The following is a 26,011-nucleotide window of genomic DNA, read 5'->3' as shown; positions in this document are numbered from 1 at the left end:
AACGTATTACCTGCAAAAAAATAAAGATTCCCCCGAAAGCCGGGAGAATCTTTACAAAAAAAACACATCCTAAGTTAATCTGTCAATTCCAGCCGCCTCCTAATGCCCGGTAGATATTCACCATGGCATTCATCTGCTTCATTTTGGTCTCGATCAGTTCGAATTTTGACTCCAGCGCGTCACGCTGGGTCAGCAATACTTCCATATAGTCGGCGCGGGCCGAAGCGAACAACCGGTTCGAAATCGTCGTCGACTGGTTCAGTGCTTCCACTTCTTTCGTTTTCAGGTCGTAGCTCTTTTCCAGGTTACTGATATTGGAAAGCTGGTTCACCACTTCGATGTAGGCATTCAAAACGGTACGTTCGTAGTTGTAGATCGCCTGGATCTGCCGCGCATTCGCGTTGGCATAACCTGCGCGGATCGCGTAGCGGTTGATGAGCGGTCCGGCCATGTCTCCGATCAGCGATCCCATAATCGACTCGGGTACACGGGCGAGGTAGATCGGGCTGAACGCCTGAAGCCCCAGGCTGGCCGACAATCCCAATGAAGGATAGAAGTTAGCCCTGGCTACACTTACATCGATTTTCGCAGCTTCCAGGTCAAGCTCCGCCTGTTTGATATCCGGGCGGTTTGACAATAATTGCGAAGGGATACCGGACTGCACAATGTTTGGAACAAGGTTTTCGAAGCCCTGACTGGTGCGCTGCACCGGCTGCGGGTAACGTCCCACCAGGAAGTTGATCCGGTTTTCAGTCTCGATGATCTGTTGCTGGATACCGTATTGCAGGTTTTGCGTTTTCAGTACCTGCGCTTCAAACCGGCGTACGGCCAGTTCTGTTACACGGGTCGCTTCTTTCTCCATTCTTACGATCTTCAACGCATTATTCTGGATGTCGATATTCTGGCGGATAATGGCCAGCTGCGTGTCCAATGCGAGCAGTTCGTAATAGGAGTTGGCGATTTCAGCCGCCAGGTTGGTCATCATAAAGTTCTTGCCTTCAATAGACGACAAATACCTTGTTGCCGCCGCTTTTTTCGCATTGCGCAGCTTATGCCAAATATCGACTTCCCAGCGGGCCACCGCCGCGATGTTCACGTCTGGAAGCGGGTCGGGGGTTTCTCTGCCCGGTTTGATGTCGGTAGTGGCTTCGCTGGCACCGATATTGGTGTAGCGTGCTGCCTTTTCAACACCGGCGCCGCCGCGTAATCCAATGAACGGCAGGTATTCCCCTTTGCGGGCGCCGATCTCGTTTTGCGAAATGGCGATTTCCTGCATCGTAATGTTCAGCTCCTGGTTGTTCTTAAATGCGGTGTCGATCAGCGCATTCAGGTTAGGATCTGTGAAAAACGATTTCCAGCTTACCTTTCCGGTGTTGGTGGAGTCCTGTGAGCCATTGTAGCTCACAGGTACCACTTTGTTCTCTGTTTTCTGGGGCAGCGTCGGGATGTTACAGGCCGAGTAGGTCAGCCCGATAAACGCGATGCCGGCCCAGTTCAATATTCTTTTATTTCGCATGTTCGTCGTTTTCTTCTGAATGTGGGAAAGCATCAATGGCATGCACGAATCCTTCGGACAGCGGGCTGTCGTCCTCATTCTTGATCAGCTGTCTGCCGTCAGCCATTTTGGCAAATATGTAATACAACCCGGGGATGATGATAACCCCGAAAATGGTACCAAACAGCATCCCGCCCAATGCCGAAGCACCGATGGTACGGTTACCGATCGCGCCTGCGCCGGTGGCGATGATCAGCGGGATCAGACCCGCCACGAATGCGAAGGACGTCATCAGAATCGGGCGGAAACGTACTTTCGCACCTTCAATGGCCGCTTCAAGGATCGTGGCGCCTTCCTGCCGTTTCTGAACGGCGAATTCCACAATCAATACCGCGTTTTTACCCAACAAACCGACCAGCATGATCAGACCGATCTGCGCGTAGATGTTGTTTTCCAGGCCCATCAGGTTTAGTACCAGGAATGAACCGAATACCCCCACCGGAAGGGATGTCACAACCGCCAATGGAATAATGAAGCTTTCATATTGGGCTGCAAGTACCAGGTATACGAATGCCAACACGATCATGAATACCACCAGGGATTCGTTACCGCGGATCGATTCGTCATAGGAAAGACCCTCAAATGCGATATCGTAGCCTTTTGGCAGCGTTTTGGCCGCCACTTCGCGGATAGCCTGGATGGCTTCGGCAGTGGTGTATCCTTTGGCAGGAAGTCCCTGGATCGCCGCCGAGTTATACAGGTTGAAACGCGTGATCTCGTTAGGTCCCTGACCCTTTTTTAGTTTCATGAACGACGAGTAGGGCACCATTTCGCCGGCATCGTTTTTCACAAACAGTTTCAAAAGATCCGTCGGAAGCCTTCTGTACTGTGGATCGGACTGCACATACACTTTGAAGAACTGGTTGAACTTGATAAAGCCCTGCTCGTAAGTACTACCGATCATGATGTTGAGGTTATCCATCGCTTTTCCGATCGACACGCCTTTCTGCATGGCCAGCTTGTTATCGATTTCCAGCTCGTATTGCGGATAGTTCGCGGCAAAGAAGGTGAACAAACCGGTCAACTCCTTGCGCTTGCCCAGGTTTTCCATGAACTCCTTGTTGATCTTGTCGAACTCGTGGTAGTCGGTATCAGTGTTCTTATCGAGCAAACGCATCGAGAAACCGCCGGAAGTACCGAAACCGGGGATCGCAGGCGGCTCGAAGAATTCGACTGTCGCGCCAAGGCCTTTCGAAGCATGTTCAAGCTCCTCCATGATCTCCTTCACATTCTGTTCGCGCTCGTGCCAAGGTTTCAGGTTGATCAAACACGTACCTGCATTGGAACCACGACCTTCCGTCATGATCTCGTAACCTGCCAGTGACGATACGGATTCAATTCCTTTAACCTCCTCGCAGATTTTCTGCAAGCGGCGGGATACTTCGTTGGTTTTTTCCAAAGTAGACCCCGGAGGTGTCTGGATGATCGCGTAAATGGTACTCTGGTCTTCATTAGGGATAAAACCTGCCGGTACCACCGAATTTTCGTACCAGATGCCTGCGCAGAATGCGGCCAGAATTGCGAATGTTACCACGCGCCTGTTAACGATCAGCCTCAGCAGGCGGACATACCCACCGGTCATCTTATCGAATCCGCGGTTAAAGCTGTCGAGCGCACGGGTAAGCGGGTTTTTCTTGCGCTCGTGACCGTGATGGTTTTTCAGCATGATCGCACACAGTACCGGCGTAAGCGTCAACGCGATAAGCGCCGAGATGACGATCGAGCTGGCCATTGTGATCGAGAACTGGCGGTAGAAGGTACCGACGGGCCCTGACATGAACGAAATAGGCAGGAACACCGACACCATTACAGCGGTGATCGCGATAATCGCACCTGAAATTTCGCCAAGAACTTTTCTAACAGCGTTAAATGGTGATAAATGCGGCTCTTCTTCCATCTTGGCATGGACCGCTTCTACCACCACAATTGCATCATCGACCACAATACCGATCGCCAATACAAGCGCAAAAAGGGTGATGAGGTTAATCGAAAGGCCGAATGCCTGAATTACGAAGAATGCACCCACCAATGAGACCGGTACCGCAAGGATCGGGATCAATGTCGAACGCCAGTCGCCGAGGAAGATGAACACCACGATGGCCACGAGGATAAATGCATCGCGCAGAGTGTGGATTACCTGCTCGATGGAAGCGTCCAGGAATGTCGAAACGTCATAACTGATCTTGTAATCCATGCCGGGAGGAAAGGAGGCTTTCATAACATCCAGCTTCGATTTTACCTCTTTAATTACGTCACTTGCATTACTGCCATAGTTCTGGCGCAATACGATCGCCGCCGAGGCCTTACCGTCCAGGTTGGAATAAATATCGAAGAACTCACTTCCCAGTTCCACTTTGGCAATGTCCTTCAAATGGATGCTTTCACCCTGGGCATTGGCACGGATGATGATGTCCTCGTATTCTTTCGGTTCGCTGTAACGGCCTTTGTAGGTCAATACGTATTCGAGGGACTGCGCGGCGATACCCGAGCTTTGACCGATCCGGCCGGGACGACCGATGATACTTTGCTCTCCCAGCGCTTTCATTACTTCTTCTACCGAAATGTTGTACGCACGCATACGGTCGGGGTTGAGCCACACACGCATCGCGTACCGGCGGCTACCCAGGATCTGCGCCCGTGCTACCCCTTTGGTCCGCTGGATTTCTGGGATCATTTTAACGGTAGCATAGTTGAAGAGGAATTTCTCGTCAATGGTTTTCGATTTCGAGTACAGGTTGACGTACATCAACATACTCGGCTGAATAGGCGTGATAATTACCCCTTCGCGCTGAACGAGCTCGGGAAGGAGCGGCATCACCTGGTCAACCCTTGTTTTTACCCTGATTACCGCGTCGTTCGGGTCGGTACCGGGCTCGAAGATGATCCTGAGCGTCGCTTCACCGGCACTGGTGGCGTCGGTAGCGATGTAGCGCATATCCTGAACACCGTTAATGGCCTGTTCCAGCGTAATAAGCGTGGATTTTACCAACACGTCGGCACTGGACCCAGGGTATGCGATGAAAATGTTAACAGTGGTAGGAGCAATGTCCGGGAACTGCGAGATGGGCAGTTTTTTGATAGCCAGTATACCTACGAAGACTATCATGACCGATATCACAATCGCGAATACAGGTCGTCGTATGAATTGATTAAACATATCTTTTGCTTTCGGACCTGATTATTCCGCGTACAGGCTGAGGTGAGAAATAACCGAATCGGGCTTCTGGAATTTGTAGCTGATCTTCTGGTTTTCGTGTACCTGACGCAAACCTTCCAGCAATATCTTGTCGTCTTTTTGAAGTCCGTGTGAAACCGCGAAAATGTGCGGCAGCTCTGCGGCGATCGTGATCTCGCGTGACTGGACCTTGTTGTCCTTGTCGAGCACGTAGCAATATTTCTTTTCCAAAACTTCGAAAGTCGCTTTCTGTGGGATCAGCATGGCGTTTTTCAGTGGCACGCTTACCTGTACGTTGCCGGTTTCGCCGTGACGAAGCAAGCCTTTGGGGTTCGGGAATGTGGCCCGGAATGCGATGTTACCTGTTTCGTTATTAAAATCCGCCTCGATGGTTTTCACCGCCCCCGTGTAATCGAAGAGCTTCTCGTTGGCCATTTTGAGTCTTACTTTCAGAAGGTTCCCTCCGTCTTCACCTGATTTGTAATCAAGGTATTCCGCTTCGGGAACGTTGAAGTAAACCCACATCTCGCTGTTATCGGAAAGCGTCGTAAGCAAGTCGCCCTCGTCCACAAGGCTTCCCAACCGCACCTGGAAATGGTCCATAATACCATTGAACGGCGCGCGGATCTCTGTGAACCCAAGGTGTGTTGAAGCAAGTCCCAGTTCCGCCTTGGCTTTGTCCAGTTTGGCTTTGGCCAATGCGAGTTCGTTTTTGGAAACCACATTGCTGTCGGCCAGCGCCTTGGTGTTTTTGTATTCGATTTCGGCGAAATTTGCTTCTGCTTGCGCTTTTTGTTGCTCGGCCTGGTACACCATTGGCATGATCTGGAACATCAGTTGCCCTTTTTTCACCGCCTGGCCTTCATCCACATATATTTTTTGCAAATAACCTCTCTCCAACGCACGGAGCTCGATATGGCTGATCGCCCTGATCTGGCTCACGTACTCTTTTATGATGGTGGTGTCTTTTTGTAAGGGGCTTGTTACTAAATAGTTAACCTCTTTTTCTTTTTCTTCTTCGTGTTTTGATGTACAGCCTGTCTGATACAACAATGCACCCAAGCTCACGAGCATGAGAATTCTTTTCATGATGATTTTTGGAGTTAGCAAAATGGAATTTTTGATAGTTTCTGTTCGTATGGGTGTGCCTGGTGGCACGGGACGGGCAATCGTGAGCTACCGGGGATTGGCGTCACGATGACCGGATTAGCAGGCCGTAGCATAGCCTGCCGTTGAGCGGGATCAAATCCTGAGAACGCAGAGCCTCAGATATCGGTGAGAGGAATAGAATAGGTTAAACCGCGGTAAGGGCCGGGTTTTGGGGATGTAGCAAAAGGGAAAGGACTGGCGCGAAGCAAATGGGGCAGCAAATGGGCCGCCTGCGCGTGGTGTTTTTTTAACAGAATGCGACTCGCTGGAATCTTCTTCTTTTTCCTCGGAGATCGTCCTGACGAACTGCTCAAACTTCCGGGCGGCATCGGGCAGGCGGAATGCTGGGGCATTATCATCGAAGGCCTGTACGAAATTTGGATGTTCCGATTGTGCAAGAACGTGAATGGGAGCCAGGCAAGCCTGACGTTCCTGTGAGCCCGCATACATGTTGCTGTATCCGTCCACCAGGAGAATGCACAGGGGCAGAAGATATTTCAGCAATTCTTTGATCATCTTAACGGGTCGCTATTGAGTCTTTTGTATAATTTGAAGACCTTAATTGGTCTCAATATTTCAAGTCTTTGAAAATGAGCATGCGTTTAGGCGCTGTTTGTCTTCGGCGCGGTTTGTAAAATTGTTCTTTTCGTAGGTGTGTGCCTCTTATACGCATACAAAAACCGCACTTCATCCTTAACACCATGTTAAAAGGATGTTAAAAAGGGATTAAAATCTCCAAATGGGCATTGCACGCGATCCTACGGCACAAACGGGAGCATGTTTAGGATAAAATATTCTTTTAATTATTATATTATTGGTTACATTTAGGGAGGATGGTACAAAGCGTGAGCTTTGCATTGCCTGAGAATAATTCGCCACGAAGCATAGCTTCGCGTCAGCCGCGCGAAAGCAGTATCTGAAACTTCAAATATTTTACGATATGGTGTTTAGGGACTTTTACTTATTGTTTGCGGTCGTGACGGCATTGACGTTCGGGCAGCCGACCTTCGGACAGTCGACCTTCGGACAGCCAAAGACGTTTTATCATGAGGACACGCTGAAAAGTGCCGCTGTTTCTGTCAAAGTCCGGTTCAGCCACATGAAGATGCCGATGGTTTTGTCGGGAAGTGAATATGACACCCTCGACCTCGGTTCGGACGGAGCTCCGGGCAAAACCGTGACGGCGTATATTGATAGTGATTCCATGCAAATCCGCAATGACAATTTTCCGTTTGAGGAAAGGCACCATTTTCCACTGTTACTGGCCGGGCGGAAGTATACTTTACGGCTGCGCTTTAACAATGTAAGGGCCTATTTTTCACCTGAATACATCCGGAAAAATAGCGGACGCACCTTCGTGGAGATCCCGGAGACCTTCGAACTGGCCAATATTCTGCTGATGCTTTCGCCTGCCGGGCAGAAGGCGGGGAATATGGTGGGTACCGGACAGTATCACGATGAAGTTGCTGCTTATTTCAAGCCCTACCTCGGCCACCCGGTATTCAAGGTGCTTGATGTGCCGGAAGCGCGGTACATGACCAATTATTACGAGTTCAGAGAAAATAGCATCTGTTATGAGTTTAGCGGCGACAAGCTTACGCCCTCGCGTTACTTTTTGGTATACGGGTCGGACGATTCAACCTACGCCAACGCATTCCGAAACCGTATTGAGCTCGTAGCAGATTTTGCCAGAAGGTCCAAATTCAGGGACTTCTACCAAAAGCATTTGCCTTACTACCGACAGCTGATTGCGCAGCAAACAGAATGGAGCGACCTTTCCGGGATGCAAAAATGGCTCGAAAGGGAATTTGTCAAGCCTAAAATTGATTGTCTGAGACTGATTTTTTCGCCCATTATTCATTCGACCCATAGTACCCAACGTTTCGGGGGATTTGGCGACGACGGTAAATATTTTCAGGAACGGCTCCTGTTTGTCAGCGGGCCTGGCGATGGGCATCCGGAATGGAACGATCAACAGCGCCGCGGTTCGCTGGCAGGCATCGTTTTTACGGAAATTGACCACAATTATGTGAACCCGAGATCGGGGGATTTTGAAGCGCAGATAGATAGTCTTTTTTCCAACAGACCGTTTTGGTCACCGGGCAGAGAAGCGGACTTTTATCCCAAACCACAGTTGGTATTCAACGAGTACATGACCCACGCGCTGTTTTCGCTCTACGTGCTCGACACATTCGACAGGCCAACTGCGGATTTTCTGATCGCGCGGCGGGAGGAGATGATGGTCAATCGCAGAGGATTTGTGAAATTCCGGGAATTCAATGCGACTTTGATGAAGATGAAGAAAGAAAGCCCCGACAAGACGGTATCAGAGCTGTACCCAAAAGTAATCGATTGGTGCCGGGCTTTTTCGAAGCAATAGCAGCACAAAGGAAACCTTCGCGCCATTATCGCGCTTCTCCCAGATAATGTCTCCCGCGATTCCGATATGCGTGAATACCGCTGCTTATGAAAATGATAGCCGAAACAATCAGCGCCGCATTTACAACCGCCGGGGTAGTGCCCCAGTTGGCAACGGCAACAGCTACCAAAGCCCATACGCCCACCATCGACGATTCCCGCAAATTACGTTTCCAGGTGAGGCCCACGTATACAAGTCCCGCGACGCAGATCATGATCACCGTCCAGGCGACGGGTGAGAGGCCAAAACCGCCCCAGCCGATTTTAGTGCAGTATGCCGCTACATTGGCAATGAGCGCCACGGAGATCCAGCCCAGGTAAATGGCGAATGGCCACCATGTCAGGGCTATTTTTTTAATGGGTATCAAATCCATTTCCATGCGGGTTCGCACGATGATCATCCATAGCGAGGAGAGCAGTATGATCATAATAAGCACTGAAAGGCCCGTGAAGTCATAGAGCCAGGCCAATACCCAGGCCGAATTGGCGGCGCAGGAGACGACAAACAGCCAGCCGATCTTCTCCACAACGGCCGGAACCTCGCGCTTGCCGGAAATGCCCCGTGCCTGGTATATAGCGAATGCCGCGAGTAAAAGGTAGATCAGGCCCCAGATCGAAAATGCATAGCCCGATGGTGTGAAGTAGTTTTGGTACCGTGCCGAAACGCTGGCCATCGTACTGTTGTTGAAAACACCTGTGTTGGAGAGGTAATTGATCACCACTGTGACGATCAATGCGATGATATTGGCGACTTGCAATGTCTTTTTCATAGATGTTCTAATTGTTTGATATTATGGCACGAAGGGAACCCTCGCGCCATTCGGACTAAACAACAAAAATTATGCCTCCCGCCAAACAAAAAAGGACGCCGCACAACAGCGACGCCCTTTCCGATTTGATTCTTATCTATCTTACAAACCTAAATGCTATTCTTTGGTCAGGATTCCCGGGTACACGGAGCCTTCCGCTGTTGGGAAATCAATATGGAGCAGCTTCGCGATCAGCGGGGCAATGTCCTGCAAGCCCATTTCGGGGATCACGGCGCCTTTTTTGATGCCACGGCCGAATGCCACAAAACCCGTCTGGATCTCCTTGAAATCTGGGAAAAAACCGTGGGTACCGCCGCTGGCAGCGCGCACAAAGTCGCCCGTAGCGGCATTACCGATCGTAAACCCTTGTTTTGGGGCCAGGGCCAGCACCGTATTCGGGTCGGAGCCCACCGCATCCAGCGCCGCTCGGTCTTTCACCTCGAACATCGCCTTCTGGGCCGCAGGCAGTTTGGAAAGCGCCGCTTTCACTTTTTCAAGCGTCTGGGTATTGTTTTTATCTTTTAAATGCAGAAATGAAGACCCGCCCGATGCATGGAAATAGGCTTTCCAGGAAGATGGATTTTTAGGGTCGTAGAGTCCCGCCTGCGCCAGGAGCACATTGGGCGAAAGCGACGAATGAATATCCACAAATCCATGGTCGCCGGTGACGATTACCGTCGTCTTGTCCTTGATACCCGCCTTGTCGATCGCTTCGAGAATGGCTTTGATGCCCCGGTCGACGCTCGTTAATGCGGCGCGCACTTTGTCACCATCACGGCCTTGCTCGTGCTCGAAGTGGTCCACCGCTACCAAATGCACGGCCAGGAAGGAAGGCTTGTACTTGCGGATAATGTAGGCGCTCGTACGCGAGAGGTTGTCGTCGATGCTGAGGTATTCGCCGTCGAAATCGATCTCTTCCAGCTTACCGGTGGCATTCTGCTGGATCTCTTCGTAAAATCCTTTCGGGTTTGCGTTTTCGCTGAGTGCCTTGGTCATATTACGCTTGCCGCCTTTTGTCTCCGGCAAATACCAGTATTCGGGGATGTTGTAATCGGCAGGCCCGCCGAGCGACACCGGCCAGAATACAGAGGCCGTCGTCAGCCCTTTTTCCTTCGCCGCGCTGAAAATGGTAGGTACCTTAATGGTCTTGTAATCCCAGAGCCATTTGCCCGTCACTTCCAGCGGTTCGGGAGGAGTATTGTAATAAACCCCGTGCTTGATTGGTTTCACGCCTGTGATCATGGTCGTGTGCGAAGGGTAGGTAACGGTCGGGAAAACGCCGGTTACGCCGTCGGCATAAGCGCCGGTCTCCATTCCCTGCCGGAGGTTCACCATCGACCAGGTGGGGTCTTTGTAAAACTCGGGCCTCAGGCCGTCGACGCTGATCACGATCACGTGCGAGTCCTGCGCGCGAAGGCTTTTGAGCGTAAAGGTGGAAAGGGTTAAGAGTAGGATTAGTTTTTTCATTGAATACGCCCGTTAGTTAAGTTTCCGGCTCCCCGAGCCGTCGCAGGGAGCCGGTTTTTTATTAATTCAAAACAATCAGAACGAGTAGCGCAGACCGACCTGAATCTGGTAAGGACTGCCATTGAGGCTGGATACCCCTGCACCCTTGTTCACATTGTAGACAAACTCATTTTTCACCTTGTCGAAACTTTTGATTGTGTACAGGGTCTGCTTGCCCAGGTTGTTACCCACGCCCCAGTCCTTATTGAGCAGGTTCGCGAAGTTGAACACGTCGATGGAAGCTTCGATGCCGTGCGTTTTGTGAATTTTAAAACGTTTAACCAGGCGTAGGTCGAATACGCCATAAAAGCCATTCACACCGCCGTTACGCTCGGCTATTTTACCAGTGTTTTCACGGATAAATGTCTTGATGCTTTCTTCTGCTTCGGGATTATCCATAATAGCCTTTAAGCCTGTACGAATGTATTCGGGAGTTGCTGCGCTGTTGTAATCGTAAACGTAAGGGAGGTCGTTTGAGGAAACGAAGTCGCCGTTCATGTTGCCGCTCACCGCCAGTGAGTAACGCGTACCGCCGATGCCCGAGTAGCGGACGCCAAGCGTGATCCCCCAGAAGCTCGGCGCCGTACCGTACACTATCACCTTGTTGCGGAACTGGTTGTTTGCATAACTCATGCGGCTCAAATCGCGCGGGTCGTCGATTACCATCTGGTCGAGGGTAGCCGTGTTGGCCACGTTGCCATTGTAGGAAGTGTTATCCTTCGCGTCGTTCCAGGTATAGGAAGCGGTGATCTGTCCATCGCGGAAATATTTGTAAGTTCCATCGATCACGAGGGCATACTGGTTTTTCTTGCCATCGCTGACCAGTTCGAGTACACGGCCCACCTGCTTGGTCCGGCGGCTGTTGAGCCAGTTGGTAGCCCCGTTGGTAGCGTTGATGCTTTCCGAAGGCACATATACGCCGCGGTTAGCCTCTGCTCCGATGCGGAAAAATGGCTCGTCCACCATATTGCGGTCGATGTACATGTAGTTGTGACGCGCCCATGATGCGTAGCCGCTTATACCCACGCGCAGACGGTCGCTGAAAAAGTGGTTGTACGAAAGATTGGTTTTATATATGACAGGAACCTTGGCGTCGGGACTGTTGGTGTTGATCGTGATCAGCCGCTCGATGCCCGGAATATTGAAAAGCTCTGCACCCGGAGCCTTACTGGGGTCCTGACGGTACAGCGGGAAATTAGGGGTAGGAACGAGGTTCCCCTGGATTTCGACCGAAGCCACTTTCGAACCATCGAACAGCATATTGTTGACCATCGAGTAAGGGTTCAAAGCGGATCCAAAAACACCGGCACCGAAACGGATCACGTCTTTGCTCTGCTCGTTCACGTCCCAGGTAAACTGAACGCGGGGTTGCAGCTGCAGCGTGTTGATGCGGTTGTTGGTTTTGATACCCAGCTCATCGAACACGACCTGACTGAAATTCGCGCGGTTGAGGTAGACGGTGTTATCCAGTCGCAAACCGGCCGTCATGTCCAGGCCTACGCCCAGTTTGGTATCCATTTGCGCGTACAAACCGGTGCTTAGCGACTTCACCTTATTGCTCTGATCCTCATTTAGATAGATCTCACGGGCGTAACGGTAGGGTTTCAGGTTATTGAAATTATCCATTCCCGTAAAATAGAAACGGCCGTTCATTTCGCTGCCGTAACGCGAGTGCATCAAGTTGTACATCACATCGATACCGAACGTAAAATTGATCTTTCCCGTATTGTAATACAGATTATCAACCGCCTGCAACACGGTTCCTTTGAACCATTCGGGGGAAAAGCGCTGGCCGCCGATCTGGATCGAGGTCAGGTAGTTGGCTGTTCCGGCAACAGACTCGACGTTTTCTACGATCGCGCGCGGAATACCCGCCGAAGGAAGCTCGGAACTTGGGATCACCTGAACGTCTTCATAGAAATGCTGCACTTTCAATTCGTTGGTCACGCGGGGATTAAGTGTGGTGCGGAGCGAGGCCATGAGGCTGTTGTCGAACTTTTTACGATCGATGTACGACTCGTAGAAGTTGATGTTCGAGTTGTCACCTTCCGAAAGGGCGTCGTCCTCGATCACCATGTTGTTGCGGATCGTGAGCAGGTTTTTCGAGTTCAGCTGCCAGTCGATACGGGCAAAAAGTGCGTCCGTACCTTTGGCTTTATCGAATGCGCCGTATTGGGGATTGCTCGACACGCCATATTTGTCGCGTGCGATGCCCACGAAACGTTCCAGGGTTGCATTGGTAACCTTATTGGCGGCCTCGTCGGCTGGACTCAGGATGTTGGCAATGTAAAGTGGGCGGGTATCGGCCTGGTGGTCCCATGCCACAAAGAAATGCGCTTTGTTCCTGATGATCGGCCCGCCGAGAGAAAAACCATATTGGTAGGTCGAAAACTCCTGCGTTCTCTTGTTTCCGCGGAGGTCGTATTTGCTCGAAAGCGCGTCGTTACGCATATAGGTGAAGGCGCTGCCAGAAAGCTTGTTGGTACCCGATTTGGTCACGGTGCTGATCGTACCGCCGCCCGCGCGGCCCATGGTCACGTCATATTCGTTGGTAACCACCTTAAACTCGCGGATCGCTTCCATGGAAATTGAATAAGCGCCCGAGGTACCACCGCCGGCGATCGTACCGCGCGAGGTCATACCGTCGATCGTGTAGTTGGTCGATGACGCCAGCTGACCGCCGAGGCTGCTTCCGTTGCTCAGTGGCGAAAGATCGATAAGCGAGGTGAAGTTACGGCCGTTTACCGGCAGCCGCGCAATATCACGTGCCGTCACCGGGGTTGAGGCGCCTAACGAGACCACCGTGTTTTTCAACGAGTTGGCTACAACATCAATGGCTTTCAGCTCGTTGGCAGCGGCTTCCAATGTGAAATTAAGGCGCAACTGATCGCCCTGGTTGAGCGAATATCCCGTCTTTTTCTGCTCACCGTAACCGATAAACGACACGGTGATGGAATAGGGCGAACCAAGGGGTAATTGCTTGATAATGTAGTCGCCGTTGGCGTCCGTTACCGTACCCGTGCTGAAACCGGTCGATTCGTTTTTGACGAACACCGTTGCGCCGACAACCGGCCCCGACTGTCCTTCGCTCACTTTCCCGATAATGGACGCTTCGTTCGCCTGAGCCCTCGTTTCGAGGCTCCAAAGCAGGAGAAAAGCGCATATTCCGAGACATGCAGTAATTAATTTCCTCATTTTTTCTGTTCGTTTGGTTACTTGGTAATTTTTTACAAATGCTTTTCAGGTGCTCTTTCCGGCACAATTCCCGGAGAAACAGGATCGGTACTTGTAGGATTTGCGGTGTAGTTTCCCGGGCAATACCAGGACGGACCATTTGAGAGGGCACGTTCAAAAAAGGCATGAACGATCACACCGGTGCCGGGAGGGCATCAGGAACAATGTCGGCTCAGAACGGTCGTCAGGCAAAATGCGGCCTGATCGTATAGAAGGAAAGGTTGACTGCTAAATCCGGCACAAATGTAGGCGGGCAATATTATCAGTCCGTTAAGGGCAGGTTACCCTTGGGTTAAGTATTTGAAAGAAGTTGAAAGTATTTTAAAGGAATGGGAATTTAAATAAAGCGCTTTTAAAGGGTGAGCTGTGCCGGTCGGGATACCGGCTGTGCTGCGAGGATGAGCGAAAGTCTGACTTCAAATGTGCCGCCGGCATCGCGTATGGCCAGCTGGTGCTTGCCTGGATAGATCAGCGCAAGTCGCCGCTGCACATTTCGAAGACCTATTCCGCGGTAATGCGGCGCCTGCTTGGTCGTCAGGGCCGAAGTAGTGTTGGATACTTCAAATTCCAGGGTGTCCGGCTGCGCATAGAGCCGGATTTCGATCCGGTTTTCGCGGTCGCTGTCCTTTGAAACGTGTTTGAAAGCATTTTCAACAAAGGTCATCAAAATGAATGGCGCAATGTATGCGTCGGCAGGCAGTTCTTCCAAAATATCGGTAATGACGCTGACGCTACGGTTCTGGCGGAGTTTTTCCAGCGCGATGAAGTTACGCAGGTAGGCAATTTCCTTGTCGAGGGGAACCAGCTCGTCGTTGCATTCATACAAATGATGCCGCAGCAGCTCCGAGAACTTCGCCAGCGATGAAGAGGCAGCGTCCGGGTTTTTGTGTATGAGAAAAAAGATGGAATTGATGCTGTTAAAGAGAAAATGCGGGTTGAACTGGTATTTCAAAAAGCGGAGTTCGGTTTCCAGTTTTTCCTTCTCCAATAGCTGTTTCCGTCGCTCGGTACTGATCCAGTTTTTAGTGAGCTTAATGCTCATGGCCAGGGTGGTGCTGGCCAGTGTGGAAGGCATTGCTTCGCCGAAAAAGTAGAAGAAGCAATTGCTGTCCCGGCCAAAAAGCACCTCTACCGATTGATGGGCCAGCAATGCGCTCACATAGTAACCTGAAACAATGGCCAGCGCCGCGGCAAGCAAAGTAACACTCAGATAACCCAGATAGGCTTTCAACCGTCCCTTTTCAAGATATTTTGGGATGAGATAATACAGATTAAAATAAACCGCCACCGCTTGCAGTACCACATAAAATACGAATTTGACCGCATAGGGTGAAAACAGGATGCTGTGCGCAGCTTTCCACGGATTGCCCATCGCCACCACCCACCACAGATAATGGTAGGCCAGCCAGAAAGGTATATGGTAAAGTTTGGAAATAGCCGTTCGCATACCCGAATTTATTAAATATTAGAAAGTAAAGGCAAATTTCTGACGCGCTTGCCCGTGGCCGCAAAGAATGCATTCGCCAATGCCGGGGCAACCGGTGCAACGCCGGGTTCTCCCGCACCGCCCATTTTGCCGTCGTCTTCGATAATATGTACTTCAATGGCCGGTGCTTCTTCCATCCTTAGCATTCGGTAATCATGGAAATTGTGCTGCTGTATTGCACCTTTTTCGATGGTGATTTCACCAAACAGGGCGGCTGTGAGACCGTAGATGATGCCACTTTCCATCTGCGCCACAATGCCGTCGGGATTTACCGCCAGCCCGCAGGCGATGGCGCATACCACGCGGTGAATTTTAAGGTTTTTATTTAAATAGGATATTTCAATAACCTGCGCCACAACGCTGCCCATAGCGGCATGGACGGCCACGCCACGGAAATGTCCCGCCGGAAGCGGGCTGCCCCAACCGGCTTTTTCTGCGGCGGTTACCAGAGCAGCGAGGTGCCTTGGGTAGTTGGTAAACAATTTTTTGCGGTATTCCACGGCGTCGGTCGCGGCACGAAAAGCCAGCTCGTCTATGGCCGTTTCCATGACAAACGCCGTATGCGTATTGCCTACCGAACGCCATGCGAGCACGGGGATATTATTGGTGGTCGTGTGCAGCACCACGGAATGATCGGGACAATGGGCAATGTAAGGTGAGCCGTTCACGCCATCGAGCGAGCTGTAATCGAGCCCGTTGGGTGCAATGTCTTTTTCTAAAACTGTATTTACAAAAAGCGATTGCCCGACCACGTCGTGCCGCCATGCTATCGGCATACCATTGCTGTCCGTTCCTACCTTTACCCGATGCAGGTACATAGGACGGTAGTAGCCGCCGCGGATATCGTCTTCCCGCGTCCAGATCAGTTTCACCGCCTGGCCGGTTGCCTGGGCAATGTGCACCGCCTCCATTACCCAATCGTTCCCGAATGAACCGCGCCGACCGAAACTCCCACCGATAGCCGGTGTGTAGATCATCACCTGATCGTCCCGGAAGCCCAGCGCGCGGGCCACTTCCTGCCGGTGCAGGGAAGACGATTGTGTCGCAGTCCATATTTCGCATTTGCCGGCCGACAGTTTTACCGTGCAATTGAGCGTTTCCATCGGCGAATGCGCCAGGTATGGAAAGCGAAATTCCTGCTCATAGATCTCTCTGGCATTCCCCCAAGCATTTTCGACATCTCCTTTGGACTGTCCTGCGATACCAGGTTGCGCGGCGATCTCGCGGTATTGCGCAAACTGTTGCCCGGTGTCGGGGTTAATGTGCCCGGCCGGGTCCCATTCGATCCGCAATACTTTTCTGCCTTGCATGGCTGCCCAGAAATGATCCGCGACCACGGCCACGCCCTCGGGCACCTGCACCACCTTGTGCACGCCCGGAATATGCAGCGCTTGCGACGCATCGAAAGACCTGACCTTCCCTCCAAACTCCGGGCAGCGTTCGAGGACGGCAGTGAGCAAGCCCGGGAACCGGACGTCAATACCATACCGGGCTTTTCCGTTCACTTTATCCGGTATGTCCAGCTTGCGGGGCGAGCGGCCGGGCAGCCCGCCGATCAGTTTCCATTCGCTGCGCCCGCGCAACTTTACTTCCGGAATGGGCAGCCTGGCAGCATCTGAGGCCAGGGAGCCGTAGCTGAGTCTTGCTGATCCGGCCTGCACATAACTTGCGGCAGTGGTGCACTGGTCAGGCGAAACGCCAAGGCGCTGCGCTGCGGCCTGCACGAGCATGGTGCGGGCGGTCGCGCCCGTGGTACGATAGCGGTCAAATTCGGAGCGTATGGTGTCGGATCCCCCGGTCGAGAGCACCCACATGCTTTCCGCCAGATGCTGGCCTTCGATTACCCGGTGTTCTACGCGGATGTGGCTCCATGCGCAATCCAGCTCTTCGGCGATCAGCATGGCAAGCGTCGTCCAAACGCCCTGCCCCATTTCGACTTTATTGAGAATGATGCGGATGGTATCATCGGTGCCGATCCGCAGCAATGCGTTCGGCGAAAAGTCTTGCATGGCACCTGCGGCCAGCCCGGATTTGTCGGGTACGAAAAAGGAGAGCAGCAAACCGCCCGTTGAGAGCGCGGCTGTTTGCATAAATTCACGGCGATCCATAGAGTGAGTATCCCAAAGTTCTGTCCGCAAAGAAATACGGTGCGATGCCGCAGGGAAAATTGTTTTGACGACAGGTCTCTGAAAACGGATCAAATGCAGCTGAGGCAGCCGCTTCTGGTAATACAGCGGCCTGGTTCGATTTTTGATGTAACCGAAATTTTTCAATTAATTACAAACTCAAATTTCATTATGGCACATATCATTCTGGGCGCGTCGGGCAGGGTAGGTTCGGCAGCAGTGGATAAGCTTCTTGAACGCGGAGAGGTGGTCAAAGGAGTAGTAAGAAATGAAGAAAAAGCCGAAGGGCTCAAATCCCGTGGAGCAGAAGCGGCAATTGCCGACGCCCATAACCTGCCGGCATTGAAGGTGGCCATGCGTGACGGGGAAACACTTTTTGCGCTCACACCTGAAACCGGCCAGGAGGAAAACGTGCTCGCCGATACAAACGATATTCTCACTAACTACCACACGGTATTGGCTGCCAGCGGCATACGAAAGGTTGTTGGGTTATCGTCAATGGGCGCACAACATAGCGAGGGAACGGGTAACCTGCTGATGTCGTACATGCTGGAACACGCATTTGAAGGCCTTGACCTGACGCGCGTGTTTATCCGCCCGGCCTATTATTTTAGCAATTGGCTGGGCTACCTCGAATCGGCCGAGGAAAGCGGTGTGCTGCCGACGTTCTTTCCGGTCGGCCTGAAAATTCCGATGATCTGCCCCGGCGACGTAGGCCAGTTCGCAGCCGAAGTACTGCTCCATAACGACCGCGACCTGACGATCTACGAACTAAGCGGCCCAGCATCACTCAGCTCGGCCGACGTCGCGAAAGCGTTCAGCGAAGTATTCAACAAAGAAATCAAGGCCCGGCAAATTCCGCGGGATCAATGGGAGCAAACGCTGCGGTCAATCGGCTTTTCCGCAGACGGCATCCGAAACTTCATAGAAATGACCGAGGCGGTTATCAATGGCAAATCCGGGCCAGAGGGCAAAGGAACAGTCAGCGTGCAGGCCGATACTACATTACGGGAATACCTGGAAACAGAAGTAAAGCGCGTTTGAGGTTTTCAGGCCGGATGAATGTCGGGCAAGATGTGTATCCCGCTTCGTTTCATGAGTTCGCTGGCGTTGAAATCGGTGCAAATACCAGGTGTAAGCCGGTAATCGAACGAAATCTGGCCGTTGCTGATAACGCTGTTGAAGCTGAAATTTTCGATCGCAAGGTCTTTGGTCAGTTTGGCCAGGTCAAGATCGTGGGTGGAAATCATACCGAACGCATTGAACTCGCCAAGCTGCCGGATCAGCGATACCCCGCCGCGAAAGCGGTCCTGCGAATTGGTGCCCTTAAACATCTCGTCGAGTAGAAAGAAAATCGGTTCACCTTCGCCCACAAGCCTGAGCAACTGCTCGATCCGTTGCAGCTCCGCATAAAACGACGACACGGATTCTTCAAGGTTGTCCTGCGTGCGCATGCTTGTGAATATGCGCAGGAGCGACACCCGTGCGTGGGACGCGCAACAGGGCGCACCCATGAATGCGAGTACAAGGTTAATGCCCACCGTCCGCAAAAATGTACTTTTGCCCGCCATGTTCGAACCGGTGATCATCGTGGTAGCGCCGCGGCCACTCATGGCAAAGTCGTTGCTGATCCGTTTTTCCGGCTTTAACAAAGGATGCCCGACCGCCCGGAAATCAACCAGATAAGGTTCGGAAGTGATTTCGGGAAAGGCATACCGGGGATTTGAATAAGTAAACCCTGCAATGCTGCAGAGCGCTTCCAGTTCACTTACAGCCGCGACCCACGGACGGATATGGTCACGATTCCTTGCTTTCCAGTCTTCTGTTTTCAGGATAAGATGGACGTCGATCAGCCACAGGTTATTGATCATGCCGTAGAAAGCGTTCTTGCCGATAGTATTGCGCGTGCCTTTTTGCTGGAAAATTTCCAGTATTCTTTTCAATGCCCCGATTTCATATGCTGCTGGGTTGCTTGCATGGGTAAGAATGGCCCGCAGTTCGCTTGGTTTTTTGGCATTAAATGATTGTTTTCCAATTGTTTCAATAAGCGATTGGTAGGCGCCCAGAATGCCGATGTTTTGCTGGGTGCTTAGGATAATGTGCTCGGCCGTCTGTTTGAATTTGCGCAGGTAAACCGAGTTGATGACAGAGGTAAGTATCAGCGGCAGCAAATGAATGCCGGAAAGATCGCGGAGATGGAACAGGAAGTGGTAGAGGAAGAAAGCCAATGCGGCGCTGGACAATGCAGCGAGCGACAGACTGACAGTCAGCAATCTTTTGCCTGATGACAGGAACTGCTCCGGCTCTTCGATCCATTTCAAAAGCAGCTGGTAGTCACTTTTCGTCGTTTCAAACTGCATGCCTGAGACCTGGAAATCCTGTCGCCAATCCAGGTTTGGCGCCAGTTCGCGCACTGCCTCCTGGCGGCCGTCGACGGTGGACCGGTCGGAAGGTGCTGTGAGCCAATCCGCCAGAAGCCGTGCACCGGATTCGGTGGTTGTCCTGTTCATTAATTGAAACAACGAGTGATGTCCGAATACATCGAGATCGGCCGCATAGTCGTGGTTGCGGTGCAGGAATTCGTTACCCGATGGAAAAGCAGACAAGTTATTGCCGGTCCGGAGGAGTTCCGCCTCATTGATTTGTATTAAAAAGTCGACGCGTTTTTTGTCGGCCGTTATCTGGTTATATCCGCGTAATGTCGAAACGAACGACACAGCGCCGATCACCGCAGTGCAAGCGACGGGAACTACCCAGCCATTGGCGGCAAAAATCATGATCAGGATGCCGGTTGCGAGAAAAACGGCTAACCGTGCGTAGGAAAGGCGATTAAGCTCAGGTAAGAAACCAGCCGCAGAGATTTTGTATGCCTGGACTTTGTCCTGATATATTTCTTTCATTCAAATTGGATTCAGTTCCCGGTCAGCGTCGCGCGGTTGACACAATGTATGCAATCGGTATCCCCACAGCGACAATGACAATCGCGACGCCCAGCAATGCGGCAGCGGGATCGGGGAGGGGCATGCCTTTGAACACGATCGGCAGCACGCCGAGGTTCATCACCAGCCAGATAAAAATGCCGTACAGAATGCCGCTGAGCAGTTTACGCCGATGCAGAAAGGATAAGCCGGGGTAAATAAAGTAATAAAAGACTGAAAAAATAAAAGCGATCAGGAAATGCAGCAGCAGGCCGGTGATGATCATCGGCGTACCGCCCGAATAGGCGGCCTTGCCGAAAATACCGCTGGCGATCGACATCAGTATGCGCGACGGACTGGTTTTTTCCAATATAACCGCATACACCAGGAAGGCCGCCAGGATGTCCAGCGCACCTGCTACCAAAGTGGCCGATAAGATGGTATTCCGGCCCGGTCTGCCGATTTTCAAGACACTCATAATGATCGTGATAAGGTTGAACAGCGCTCTTACTTCATAAAGACAGAGCCTGCCGGAATCTGCTCGGCTTTTGCGAATGCACGTTCATATTTTGCCTTGATGCCTGCCAGTTGCTTTGTTTTTCGCTGTGCTTTCAGGCTTCGTGCCAGACCGACGAGAGACCAGCCATTGGATGGGTTATAGATCAGGTCCTCGCGATACACTTTTTCGGCCAATGCAGGATTACCCGATTTGAGCACGTATGCGCCCAGGAACTGGCGGGAAGGTAGCGGCCAGTCTTTGGGTTCGGTGTAAATGAGGTTGTCTTCCAGTTTCACGGCTATTTGCAAAGCACTGATGCCTTTGGCCCATTCGTTTCGCGAGATGGCAACCACGCCTTCGAGTATCTTTTCGGCAATGGCCGCTATTTCTACCGGCGCGTTGAACGGGATTCTCCGCTTGGTTAAAACGGGATCCTGGGCTTTGATTTTCAGCGATGAAAGTCTGGCCGCAGCCGAATCGACGCGGCCGGTATTGGCAAATGCGATGCCTTTTGCAAAATCAGAAAGCAGGCTTGCGTAAGTCCATGCCGGATCGGGGGTGACTGAATCGGTAAGGATTTGCTGCCATTTACCCATTCTTACCTGAACCATGACGGGCAGCATGTAGAGATACTGATCGTAGGTGGTTTCGGGTTTTGGCGCCACACTCCCGCGGAGGCGCTTTGCGTAGCGCATCGCGTCGCTGTACATGCCGGCGCTCAGGGCACAGTAAGTCTGCACTGCAAAATAATGAGGAGAATGCTTGACGAGGGACAGGTTCTTCGCAAGCATATCATAGTTGAGCAGCGCGTCGTCGGCGAGGTTGTTCACTTCCACGCCTTCCGTGAACAAGCCGTTGCGCTCGTACTCGTGGCTGGACATGTGTACCATGTGCGCCACGCCCGGAAGCAGGTCACGCAATGCTTCCGCGCTCGCGAGCGCCACTTCGGGATGTTTGGATGCCTCGGTCAGGTGGATATAATAATGCAAGGCCGCAGGGTGCTTCGGGGCAACTTTCAATGCTTTTTCGCACAATGCAACCAATTCGGGTGTCCAGGGCTTGGCCGTGCCGTCAGTTTTCCAAAAGTCCCAGGCATGCATCAGCATTTGGGAATCGATATAAAGGAGTTTGAATTCGTTTTCGTCGGGATGATCGGCTACGAGTTTTTTAAGTTTGCCGGAGTAGGCCTGGTTCAGTTCCGCGCGTTTGGAATCGGTGGGGTCATCAGAATAGCGGGCATTCATGGCGTCGATCAATAACTTTTCCTTGCCGGTAGCATGGTCGGTCAGGCTGTTCATCTTTGCCAGCGCCAGGGCCACTTCGGCGGGTTTGGTATACATATGTGCCGCATTGTAGTAAGGACCCATTGCGAGTGCCTGCCCCCAGAACGCCATCGCGTTCGTAGAGTCGATCCGCCCTGCCTCACGGAATGAAGCAACGGCCTCTTTGAAATGATACCCGTAGTACATATTCAGCCCCTGGTCGAAGTAGAACTGCGAGCTATCGGAGCTGGTCGAAACTTTATAGGAAAAAACGCCCCACCCGGGAAGCGCCACAACGTATTTACCATTGAGCAGCGGCGCCTGAGGATTCTGATAAGCGGGCCCGCACACGGCGATCTCTCCGGGAGCCGGCGAGGGTATCGTTTTCGGCGATAGGTGTTCGAAAGCGACAATGCCTGTCAACAGCGACAAGGCAGCGATGGGTAGAATGATTTTCATGAGAAAAGTTAAGGCTTCAATCCCAATATAGTAATTAAATTGGCTTATTTGGTCGGAAATATCTTTAAATTGTAGGAATGATAGGGGCCTTACGCCGATGGAAATCGAAGTCGGCGTGTATAAGGTATCGGTAGGGAAACTGTGCATCGGGCCATTTTGGCCGAAAGCGATATGATCGACAATTATCTAAGTCAGGTATTCAAATTCGTGCCCGCGCCGAGCCTGGTGCTGTTGCCGGACGTTCCGAAGTTTACGATAGCCGAGGTGAACGACGCCTATCTTGAACTGGTTTCTATGTCGCGTAACGATTTGATCGGCAAGGGGTTTTATGAGGCATTTCCCAATAATCCATATAACCGTGTCGCGCCCTGGAATAACCTGCTCGAAAAGCTGGTGGCCGACGGTTTACCCAACCAATCGCCCGTCTCGAAACACATTTTGCCCGGGAACGGCACCAGATATCTGATCTCAACCAACACGCCGGTTAGGAACGATAGCGGCGAATTAACGCACATTCTTCGCACTGTCACCGACGTGACCGAGGTTACCCTGGCGCGGCAGACGCACCGCCCGTTCACATCCGAGAAATTTCTAAGCGAAACCCTCCAGGTCGCACGCATTGGAAGCTGGGAGGTAGACCTGATCAACGAAATGATCAACTGGTCGGATGTGGTAAAGGAAATTCACGAGGTACCGGCCGACTACGAGCCTGGTTTTCTGACGGCGATGGAATTTTACCAGCCCGGTGAGCATCGCGATGCGTTCATGCAGGCTGTGCAGGAGACAATCGTCAGCGGGAAGCTCTTTGACCTCGAATTGATAATCATTACCGGGCAGGGCCGGGAAAAGTGGACCCGTGTTACCGGAAAGGCAGAGGTCGTGGAGGGTATCTGCTCCCGCATTTACGGTGTAATACAGGATATTCAGGACCGGAAGCTCGTTGAGCAGAAGCTCGTGGAGTCCTACCGGCAGTTCGAATCGTTGATTCAAACCGTCGACGGGATCGTCTGGGAAGCGGATGCCGAGACTTTCCAATTCAGCTTTATCAGCGACCGGGTTTGGAATATCCTGGGCTACACGCCGCAGCAATGGCTGGCCGACCCAGATTTCTGGCAGGACCACATTCATCCGGACGATCGCAAACAGGCAATCAGTTATTGCCATCAGGAAACGCGCGGCCTTCGGAACCATACCTTCGATTACCGCATGTGGAAGGCCGATGGCAGCCTGGTATGGATCAAAGACGTGGTGTCGGTGATCCGCGAGAATGGCAAAGCGGTAACGCTGAGGGGCCTGATGGTCGATGTGACGGAGGCTAAACGCCTGGAGAGCCTGGAACACCTTGAAAAGATCGTGCTCGAAATGAATTCGGTAAAGGGCACGCCGCTGGCCAACGTGCTTGATACCTACGTGAGAGGGGTGGAAGCTATGTTTCCCCATTCCAGGTGCTCTCTGCTGGGGATTAAAAACAAAAAACTTTACAGCCTGGCGGCACCTTCGCTGCCTCCCGAATTCGTGGCAGCCATCGAAAATCAGGAGATCGGGGAGAATGCCGGTTCGTGCGGAACGGCCGCCTTTTCGCGGCAACAGGTGATCGTAAGCGATATTGCCAGCGACCCGCGCTGGAAAGATTACCGGCATCTGGCTTTGCCGTATAACCTGCTCGCCTGCTGGTCGCATCCCATCATTCTGGACGGGGAGGTAGTGGCGACCTTCGCGATATATTACGACCGAATCGCCATCCCGGGTGAAGACGAGCTGAAAGTGATCGAGCGGGTAGGCTCGATATTGAAAGTGATTTTCGAAAACAGGCAAAATTCGGAGCTCTTGCAAAGTGTCAACGAGCGCTACGAATATGTGAATATGGCAACCAACGACGCCATTTTCGATTGGGACCTGATCCGTGACCATATCAAGTGGGGCGACGGCTTTTTCCGGCTTTTCGGTAACGAGGCCGAATCGGTGGATTACCCGCTGTCGCGTTGGGCTGTGCGCGTGCATCCTGCCGACCGCGAAACGATCGCGGATAGCCTCGAAGTCCAGCTTGCCGATCCTGAGCAGCACAAATGGAGCGCAGACTACCGTTTTTTAAAGGCCGATGGGCAATATGCTTACGTGGAGGAAATTGGCTATATCAGACGCAACCAGTCAGGAAAGGCGGTTCGCATGATTGGTGTTTTAAGGGATGTGACCAAGGCCCGCCAGGAGCAGCACGAGCTGAAACTGCTTGTGTCGGTGATTACCAATACCAACGACGCGGTGCTGATCGCCGAGTCTGACCCAAACGACATTTCCGGGCTTAAAATCCTGTATGTCAATGCGGCATTCACGCGGGTTACCGGGCACCTTCCGGAAGAAGTAGTAGGCAAGAGTCCGGCGTTATTGAAAGGTTTCAGTCCCGCGCGAAATGATTTCGACCGGCTGCAAGACGCCATCTATAACCTCGAACCGCTTAAAGGTGCCACGCTGCGTTATGTCCGCGACGGAGAGGAGTTTTTCATAAACCTGGCGCTGTTGCCCGTTACCGATGCACGCGGTGTACACACGCACTGGATCGCGATCGGGCACGACGTAACCGACCGCCTGCGTTACATCAGTGAGATAGAGGAACGGAACCATAAATTGCAGGAGATTGCCTGGATGCAGTCGCACGTCATACGCGCTCCGCTGGCGAGACTGATGGGCCTGATAGACCTGATCCGTAACTACCAGCATTCGGACATTGAGAAAAGCGAACTGCTCGATCACGTACTCACGTCGGCACATGATTTGGATGAAATCATCCGCGACATTTCCTCTAAAACCGAGCGCATTTAATCAAAACCGAATTTGACGCCCAGTGAAAGACTCACAATATCGTGTAGTTTAAGGAAGCTTTTGTTTTGTACATAACTGATAATCAAAAGATCGTAGGTACCCAGTTCGTAATACAATTCCAATGATCTCCGCCGGTTATTTACTACCACGTTTCGCCCGGCTTTGCCACCGAGGTAAGCTCCGGGCCGGATTGACGTTGCCCACCAGTAGTATCCTGCCGGGTAGTAGGAAGGCCATTTGGTATCAAACTGCGGACCGAACGTGTAGCTCAGATACGCCCCGATCGAGAACGGCCTGATGTAGTAATCGTTTTTCAAGCCGATACGCCAGGGCGAATAGGTGGTCTTGAGCGTGGTTGTTACCAGCGCGTCTCCACCGAATTTCTGAGGTAAAAACCCGAAGAGCAGATCCGTTTCCAGCGTCTTGTTACGCGAGACATAGCCCGGCCCGCCCGAAAGAAAACCAATGTTTCCCGCAAATTGCAACTTCAAGTGATCCGGCATGTACCATTTGCGGTAAGGATTCAGGCCCACTTCCTGTGCCAGCGAGGACAGACTTATCAAAAAGAAAAGAGATAGCAGATAATTTTTCATGGCTT

The 26,011-nt window shown here is 52.0% G+C and carries 16 protein-coding genes; 3 read left to right on the top strand and 13 right to left on the bottom strand.

Translation table 11 applies throughout. From position 1 onward, the window contains the following. Nucleotides 1-82: 82 nt before the first annotated feature. The 4 genes from AAHB90_RS17115 to AAHB90_RS17100 all read right to left on the bottom strand — a co-directional run bounded on the left by AAHB90_RS17115 (nt 83) and on the right by AAHB90_RS17100 (nt 6,395). Complete coding sequence (locus AAHB90_RS17115; protein ID WP_342086428.1) at nt 83-1,516, bottom strand: TolC family protein; 1,434 nt, start codon at nt 1,514-1,516, stop codon at nt 83-85. After that, nucleotides 1,506-4,712 carry an efflux RND transporter permease subunit gene (locus tag AAHB90_RS17110; protein ID WP_342086427.1) on the bottom strand — a complete coding sequence of 1,069 codons (3,207 nt, stop codon included), beginning with the start codon at nt 4,710-4,712 and terminating at the stop codon, nt 1,506-1,508. Before AAHB90_RS17110 ends, AAHB90_RS17115 begins: the two co-directional genes overlap by 11 nt. A 21-nt stretch (nt 4,713-4,733) precedes the next feature. After that, entirely contained in the window at nt 4,734-5,819 is a 1,086-nt protein-coding gene (locus tag AAHB90_RS17105) for an efflux RND transporter periplasmic adaptor subunit (protein ID WP_342086426.1), read from the bottom strand. 153 nt (nt 5,820-5,972) lie between these two features. Continuing rightward, on the bottom strand, nt 5,973-6,395 hold the full coding sequence (locus AAHB90_RS17100) for a hypothetical protein (protein WP_342086425.1): 423 nt from the start codon (nt 6,393-6,395) through the stop codon (nt 5,973-5,975). A gap of 424 nt (nt 6,396-6,819) precedes the next feature. On the opposite strand from AAHB90_RS17100, the gene AAHB90_RS17095 reads away from it, so the two are divergent. After that, complete coding sequence (locus AAHB90_RS17095) at nt 6,820-8,259, top strand: DUF4932 domain-containing protein (RefSeq protein ID WP_342086424.1); 1,440 nt, start codon at nt 6,820-6,822, stop codon at nt 8,257-8,259. Nucleotides 8,260-8,284: 25 nt separating this feature from the next. On the opposite strand, the gene AAHB90_RS17090 is transcribed toward AAHB90_RS17095, so the two are convergent. The 5 genes from AAHB90_RS17090 to AAHB90_RS17070 form a co-directional block, all read right to left on the bottom strand. Further along, nucleotides 8,285-9,067 carry a tryptophan-rich sensory protein gene (locus AAHB90_RS17090; RefSeq protein ID WP_342086423.1) on the bottom strand — a complete coding sequence of 261 codons (783 nt, stop codon included), beginning with the start codon at nt 9,065-9,067 and terminating at the stop codon, nt 8,285-8,287. Between the two features lie 156 nt (nt 9,068-9,223). Further along, a complete protein-coding gene (locus tag AAHB90_RS17085) occupies nt 9,224-10,573 on the bottom strand; it encodes an alkaline phosphatase family protein (protein WP_342086422.1) in 1,350 nt (449 codons plus the stop codon). Nucleotides 10,574-10,648: 75 nt separating this feature from the next. After that, complete coding sequence (locus AAHB90_RS17080) at nt 10,649-13,807, bottom strand: TonB-dependent receptor (protein ID WP_342086421.1); 3,159 nt, start codon at nt 13,805-13,807, stop codon at nt 10,649-10,651. 391 nt (nt 13,808-14,198) lie between these two features. Further along, nucleotides 14,199-15,293, bottom strand: a complete 1,095-nt coding sequence (locus tag AAHB90_RS17075; RefSeq protein ID WP_342086420.1) for a sensor histidine kinase — start codon at nt 15,291-15,293, stop codon at nt 14,199-14,201. A gap of 11 nt (nt 15,294-15,304) precedes the next feature. Next, nucleotides 15,305-17,440: a xanthine dehydrogenase family protein molybdopterin-binding subunit gene (locus AAHB90_RS17070; protein WP_342086419.1), complete on the bottom strand. Its 2,136-nt coding sequence runs from the start codon at nt 17,438-17,440 to the stop codon at nt 15,305-15,307. Between the two features lie 189 nt (nt 17,441-17,629). Here AAHB90_RS17070 and AAHB90_RS17065 point away from each other — a divergent pair, with 189 nt between their 5' ends. Then, entirely contained in the window at nt 17,630-18,502 is an 873-nt protein-coding gene (locus AAHB90_RS17065; RefSeq protein WP_342086418.1) for an NmrA family NAD(P)-binding protein, read from the top strand. A gap of 5 nt (nt 18,503-18,507) precedes the next feature. Here the strand turns inward: AAHB90_RS17065 and AAHB90_RS17060 are convergent, their stop codons facing one another. The 3 genes from AAHB90_RS17060 to AAHB90_RS17050 are packed head-to-tail and all read right to left on the bottom strand — an operon-like array spanning nt 18,508 to nt 22,596. Continuing rightward, nucleotides 18,508-20,358: a MutS-related protein gene (locus AAHB90_RS17060; RefSeq protein WP_342086417.1), complete on the bottom strand. Its 1,851-nt coding sequence runs from the start codon at nt 20,356-20,358 to the stop codon at nt 18,508-18,510. Nucleotides 20,359-20,380: 22 nt separating this feature from the next. Beyond that, entirely contained in the window at nt 20,381-20,854 is a 474-nt protein-coding gene (locus tag AAHB90_RS17055; protein ID WP_342086416.1) for a DUF1440 domain-containing protein, read from the bottom strand. A 29-nt stretch (nt 20,855-20,883) separates the two neighbouring features. Then, complete coding sequence (locus tag AAHB90_RS17050; RefSeq protein ID WP_342086415.1) at nt 20,884-22,596, bottom strand: hypothetical protein; 1,713 nt, start codon at nt 22,594-22,596, stop codon at nt 20,884-20,886. Nucleotides 22,597-22,737: 141 nt separating this feature from the next. Here AAHB90_RS17050 and AAHB90_RS17045 point away from each other — a divergent pair, with 141 nt between their 5' ends. Continuing rightward, nucleotides 22,738-25,413 (top strand): PAS domain-containing protein, encoded by a 2,676-nt coding sequence (locus AAHB90_RS17045; protein ID WP_342086414.1) that lies wholly within the window; start codon nt 22,738-22,740, stop codon nt 25,411-25,413. On the opposite strand, the gene AAHB90_RS17040 is transcribed toward AAHB90_RS17045, so the two are convergent. Beyond that, nucleotides 25,410-26,006: a hypothetical protein gene (locus AAHB90_RS17040; RefSeq protein WP_342086413.1), complete on the bottom strand. Its 597-nt coding sequence runs from the start codon at nt 26,004-26,006 to the stop codon at nt 25,410-25,412. The two genes, AAHB90_RS17045 and AAHB90_RS17040, sit on opposite strands and share 4 nt — an antisense overlap. Nucleotides 26,007-26,011: the final 5 nt, after the last annotated feature.

Origin of the sequence: Dyadobacter sp. OTU695 (assembly GCF_038440355.1) — a bacterium.
Classification (GTDB): domain Bacteria; phylum Bacteroidota; class Bacteroidia; order Cytophagales; family Spirosomataceae; genus Dyadobacter.
The sequence above is the reverse complement of the archived record's forward strand: the minus strand, read 5'-3'. Positions and strand labels throughout refer to the sequence as shown.

Excerpts from the sequence above, each read along its gene's own strand:
- AAHB90_RS17115 (WP_342086428.1), bottom strand. The coding sequence starts at position 1,516 with ATGCGAAATAAAAGAATATTGAACTGGGCCGGCATCGCGTTTATCGGG.
- AAHB90_RS17110 (WP_342086427.1), bottom strand. The coding sequence starts at position 4,712 with ATGTTTAATCAATTCATACGACGACCTGTATTCGCGATTGTGATATCG.
- AAHB90_RS17105 (WP_342086426.1), bottom strand. The coding sequence starts at position 5,819 with ATGAAAAGAATTCTCATGCTCGTGAGCTTGGGTGCATTGTTGTATCAG.
- AAHB90_RS17100 (WP_342086425.1), bottom strand. The coding sequence starts at position 6,395 with ATGATCAAAGAATTGCTGAAATATCTTCTGCCCCTGTGCATTCTCCTG.
- AAHB90_RS17095 (WP_342086424.1), top strand. The coding sequence starts at position 6,820 with ATGGTGTTTAGGGACTTTTACTTATTGTTTGCGGTCGTGACGGCATTG.
- AAHB90_RS17090 (WP_342086423.1), bottom strand. The coding sequence starts at position 9,067 with ATGAAAAAGACATTGCAAGTCGCCAATATCATCGCATTGATCGTCACA.
- AAHB90_RS17085 (WP_342086422.1), bottom strand. The coding sequence starts at position 10,573 with ATGAAAAAACTAATCCTACTCTTAACCCTTTCCACCTTTACGCTCAAA.
- AAHB90_RS17080 (WP_342086421.1), bottom strand. The coding sequence starts at position 13,807 with ATGAGGAAATTAATTACTGCATGTCTCGGAATATGCGCTTTTCTCCTG.
- AAHB90_RS17075 (WP_342086420.1), bottom strand. The coding sequence starts at position 15,293 with ATGCGAACGGCTATTTCCAAACTTTACCATATACCTTTCTGGCTGGCC.
- AAHB90_RS17070 (WP_342086419.1), bottom strand. The coding sequence starts at position 17,440 with ATGGATCGCCGTGAATTTATGCAAACAGCCGCGCTCTCAACGGGCGGT.
- AAHB90_RS17065 (WP_342086418.1), top strand. The coding sequence starts at position 17,630 with ATGGCACATATCATTCTGGGCGCGTCGGGCAGGGTAGGTTCGGCAGCA.
- AAHB90_RS17060 (WP_342086417.1), bottom strand. The coding sequence starts at position 20,358 with ATGAAAGAAATATATCAGGACAAAGTCCAGGCATACAAAATCTCTGCG.
- AAHB90_RS17055 (WP_342086416.1), bottom strand. The coding sequence starts at position 20,854 with ATGAGTGTCTTGAAAATCGGCAGACCGGGCCGGAATACCATCTTATCG.
- AAHB90_RS17050 (WP_342086415.1), bottom strand. The coding sequence starts at position 22,596 with ATGAAAATCATTCTACCCATCGCTGCCTTGTCGCTGTTGACAGGCATT.
- AAHB90_RS17040 (WP_342086413.1), bottom strand. The coding sequence starts at position 26,006 with ATGAAAAATTATCTGCTATCTCTTTTCTTTTTGATAAGTCTGTCCTCG.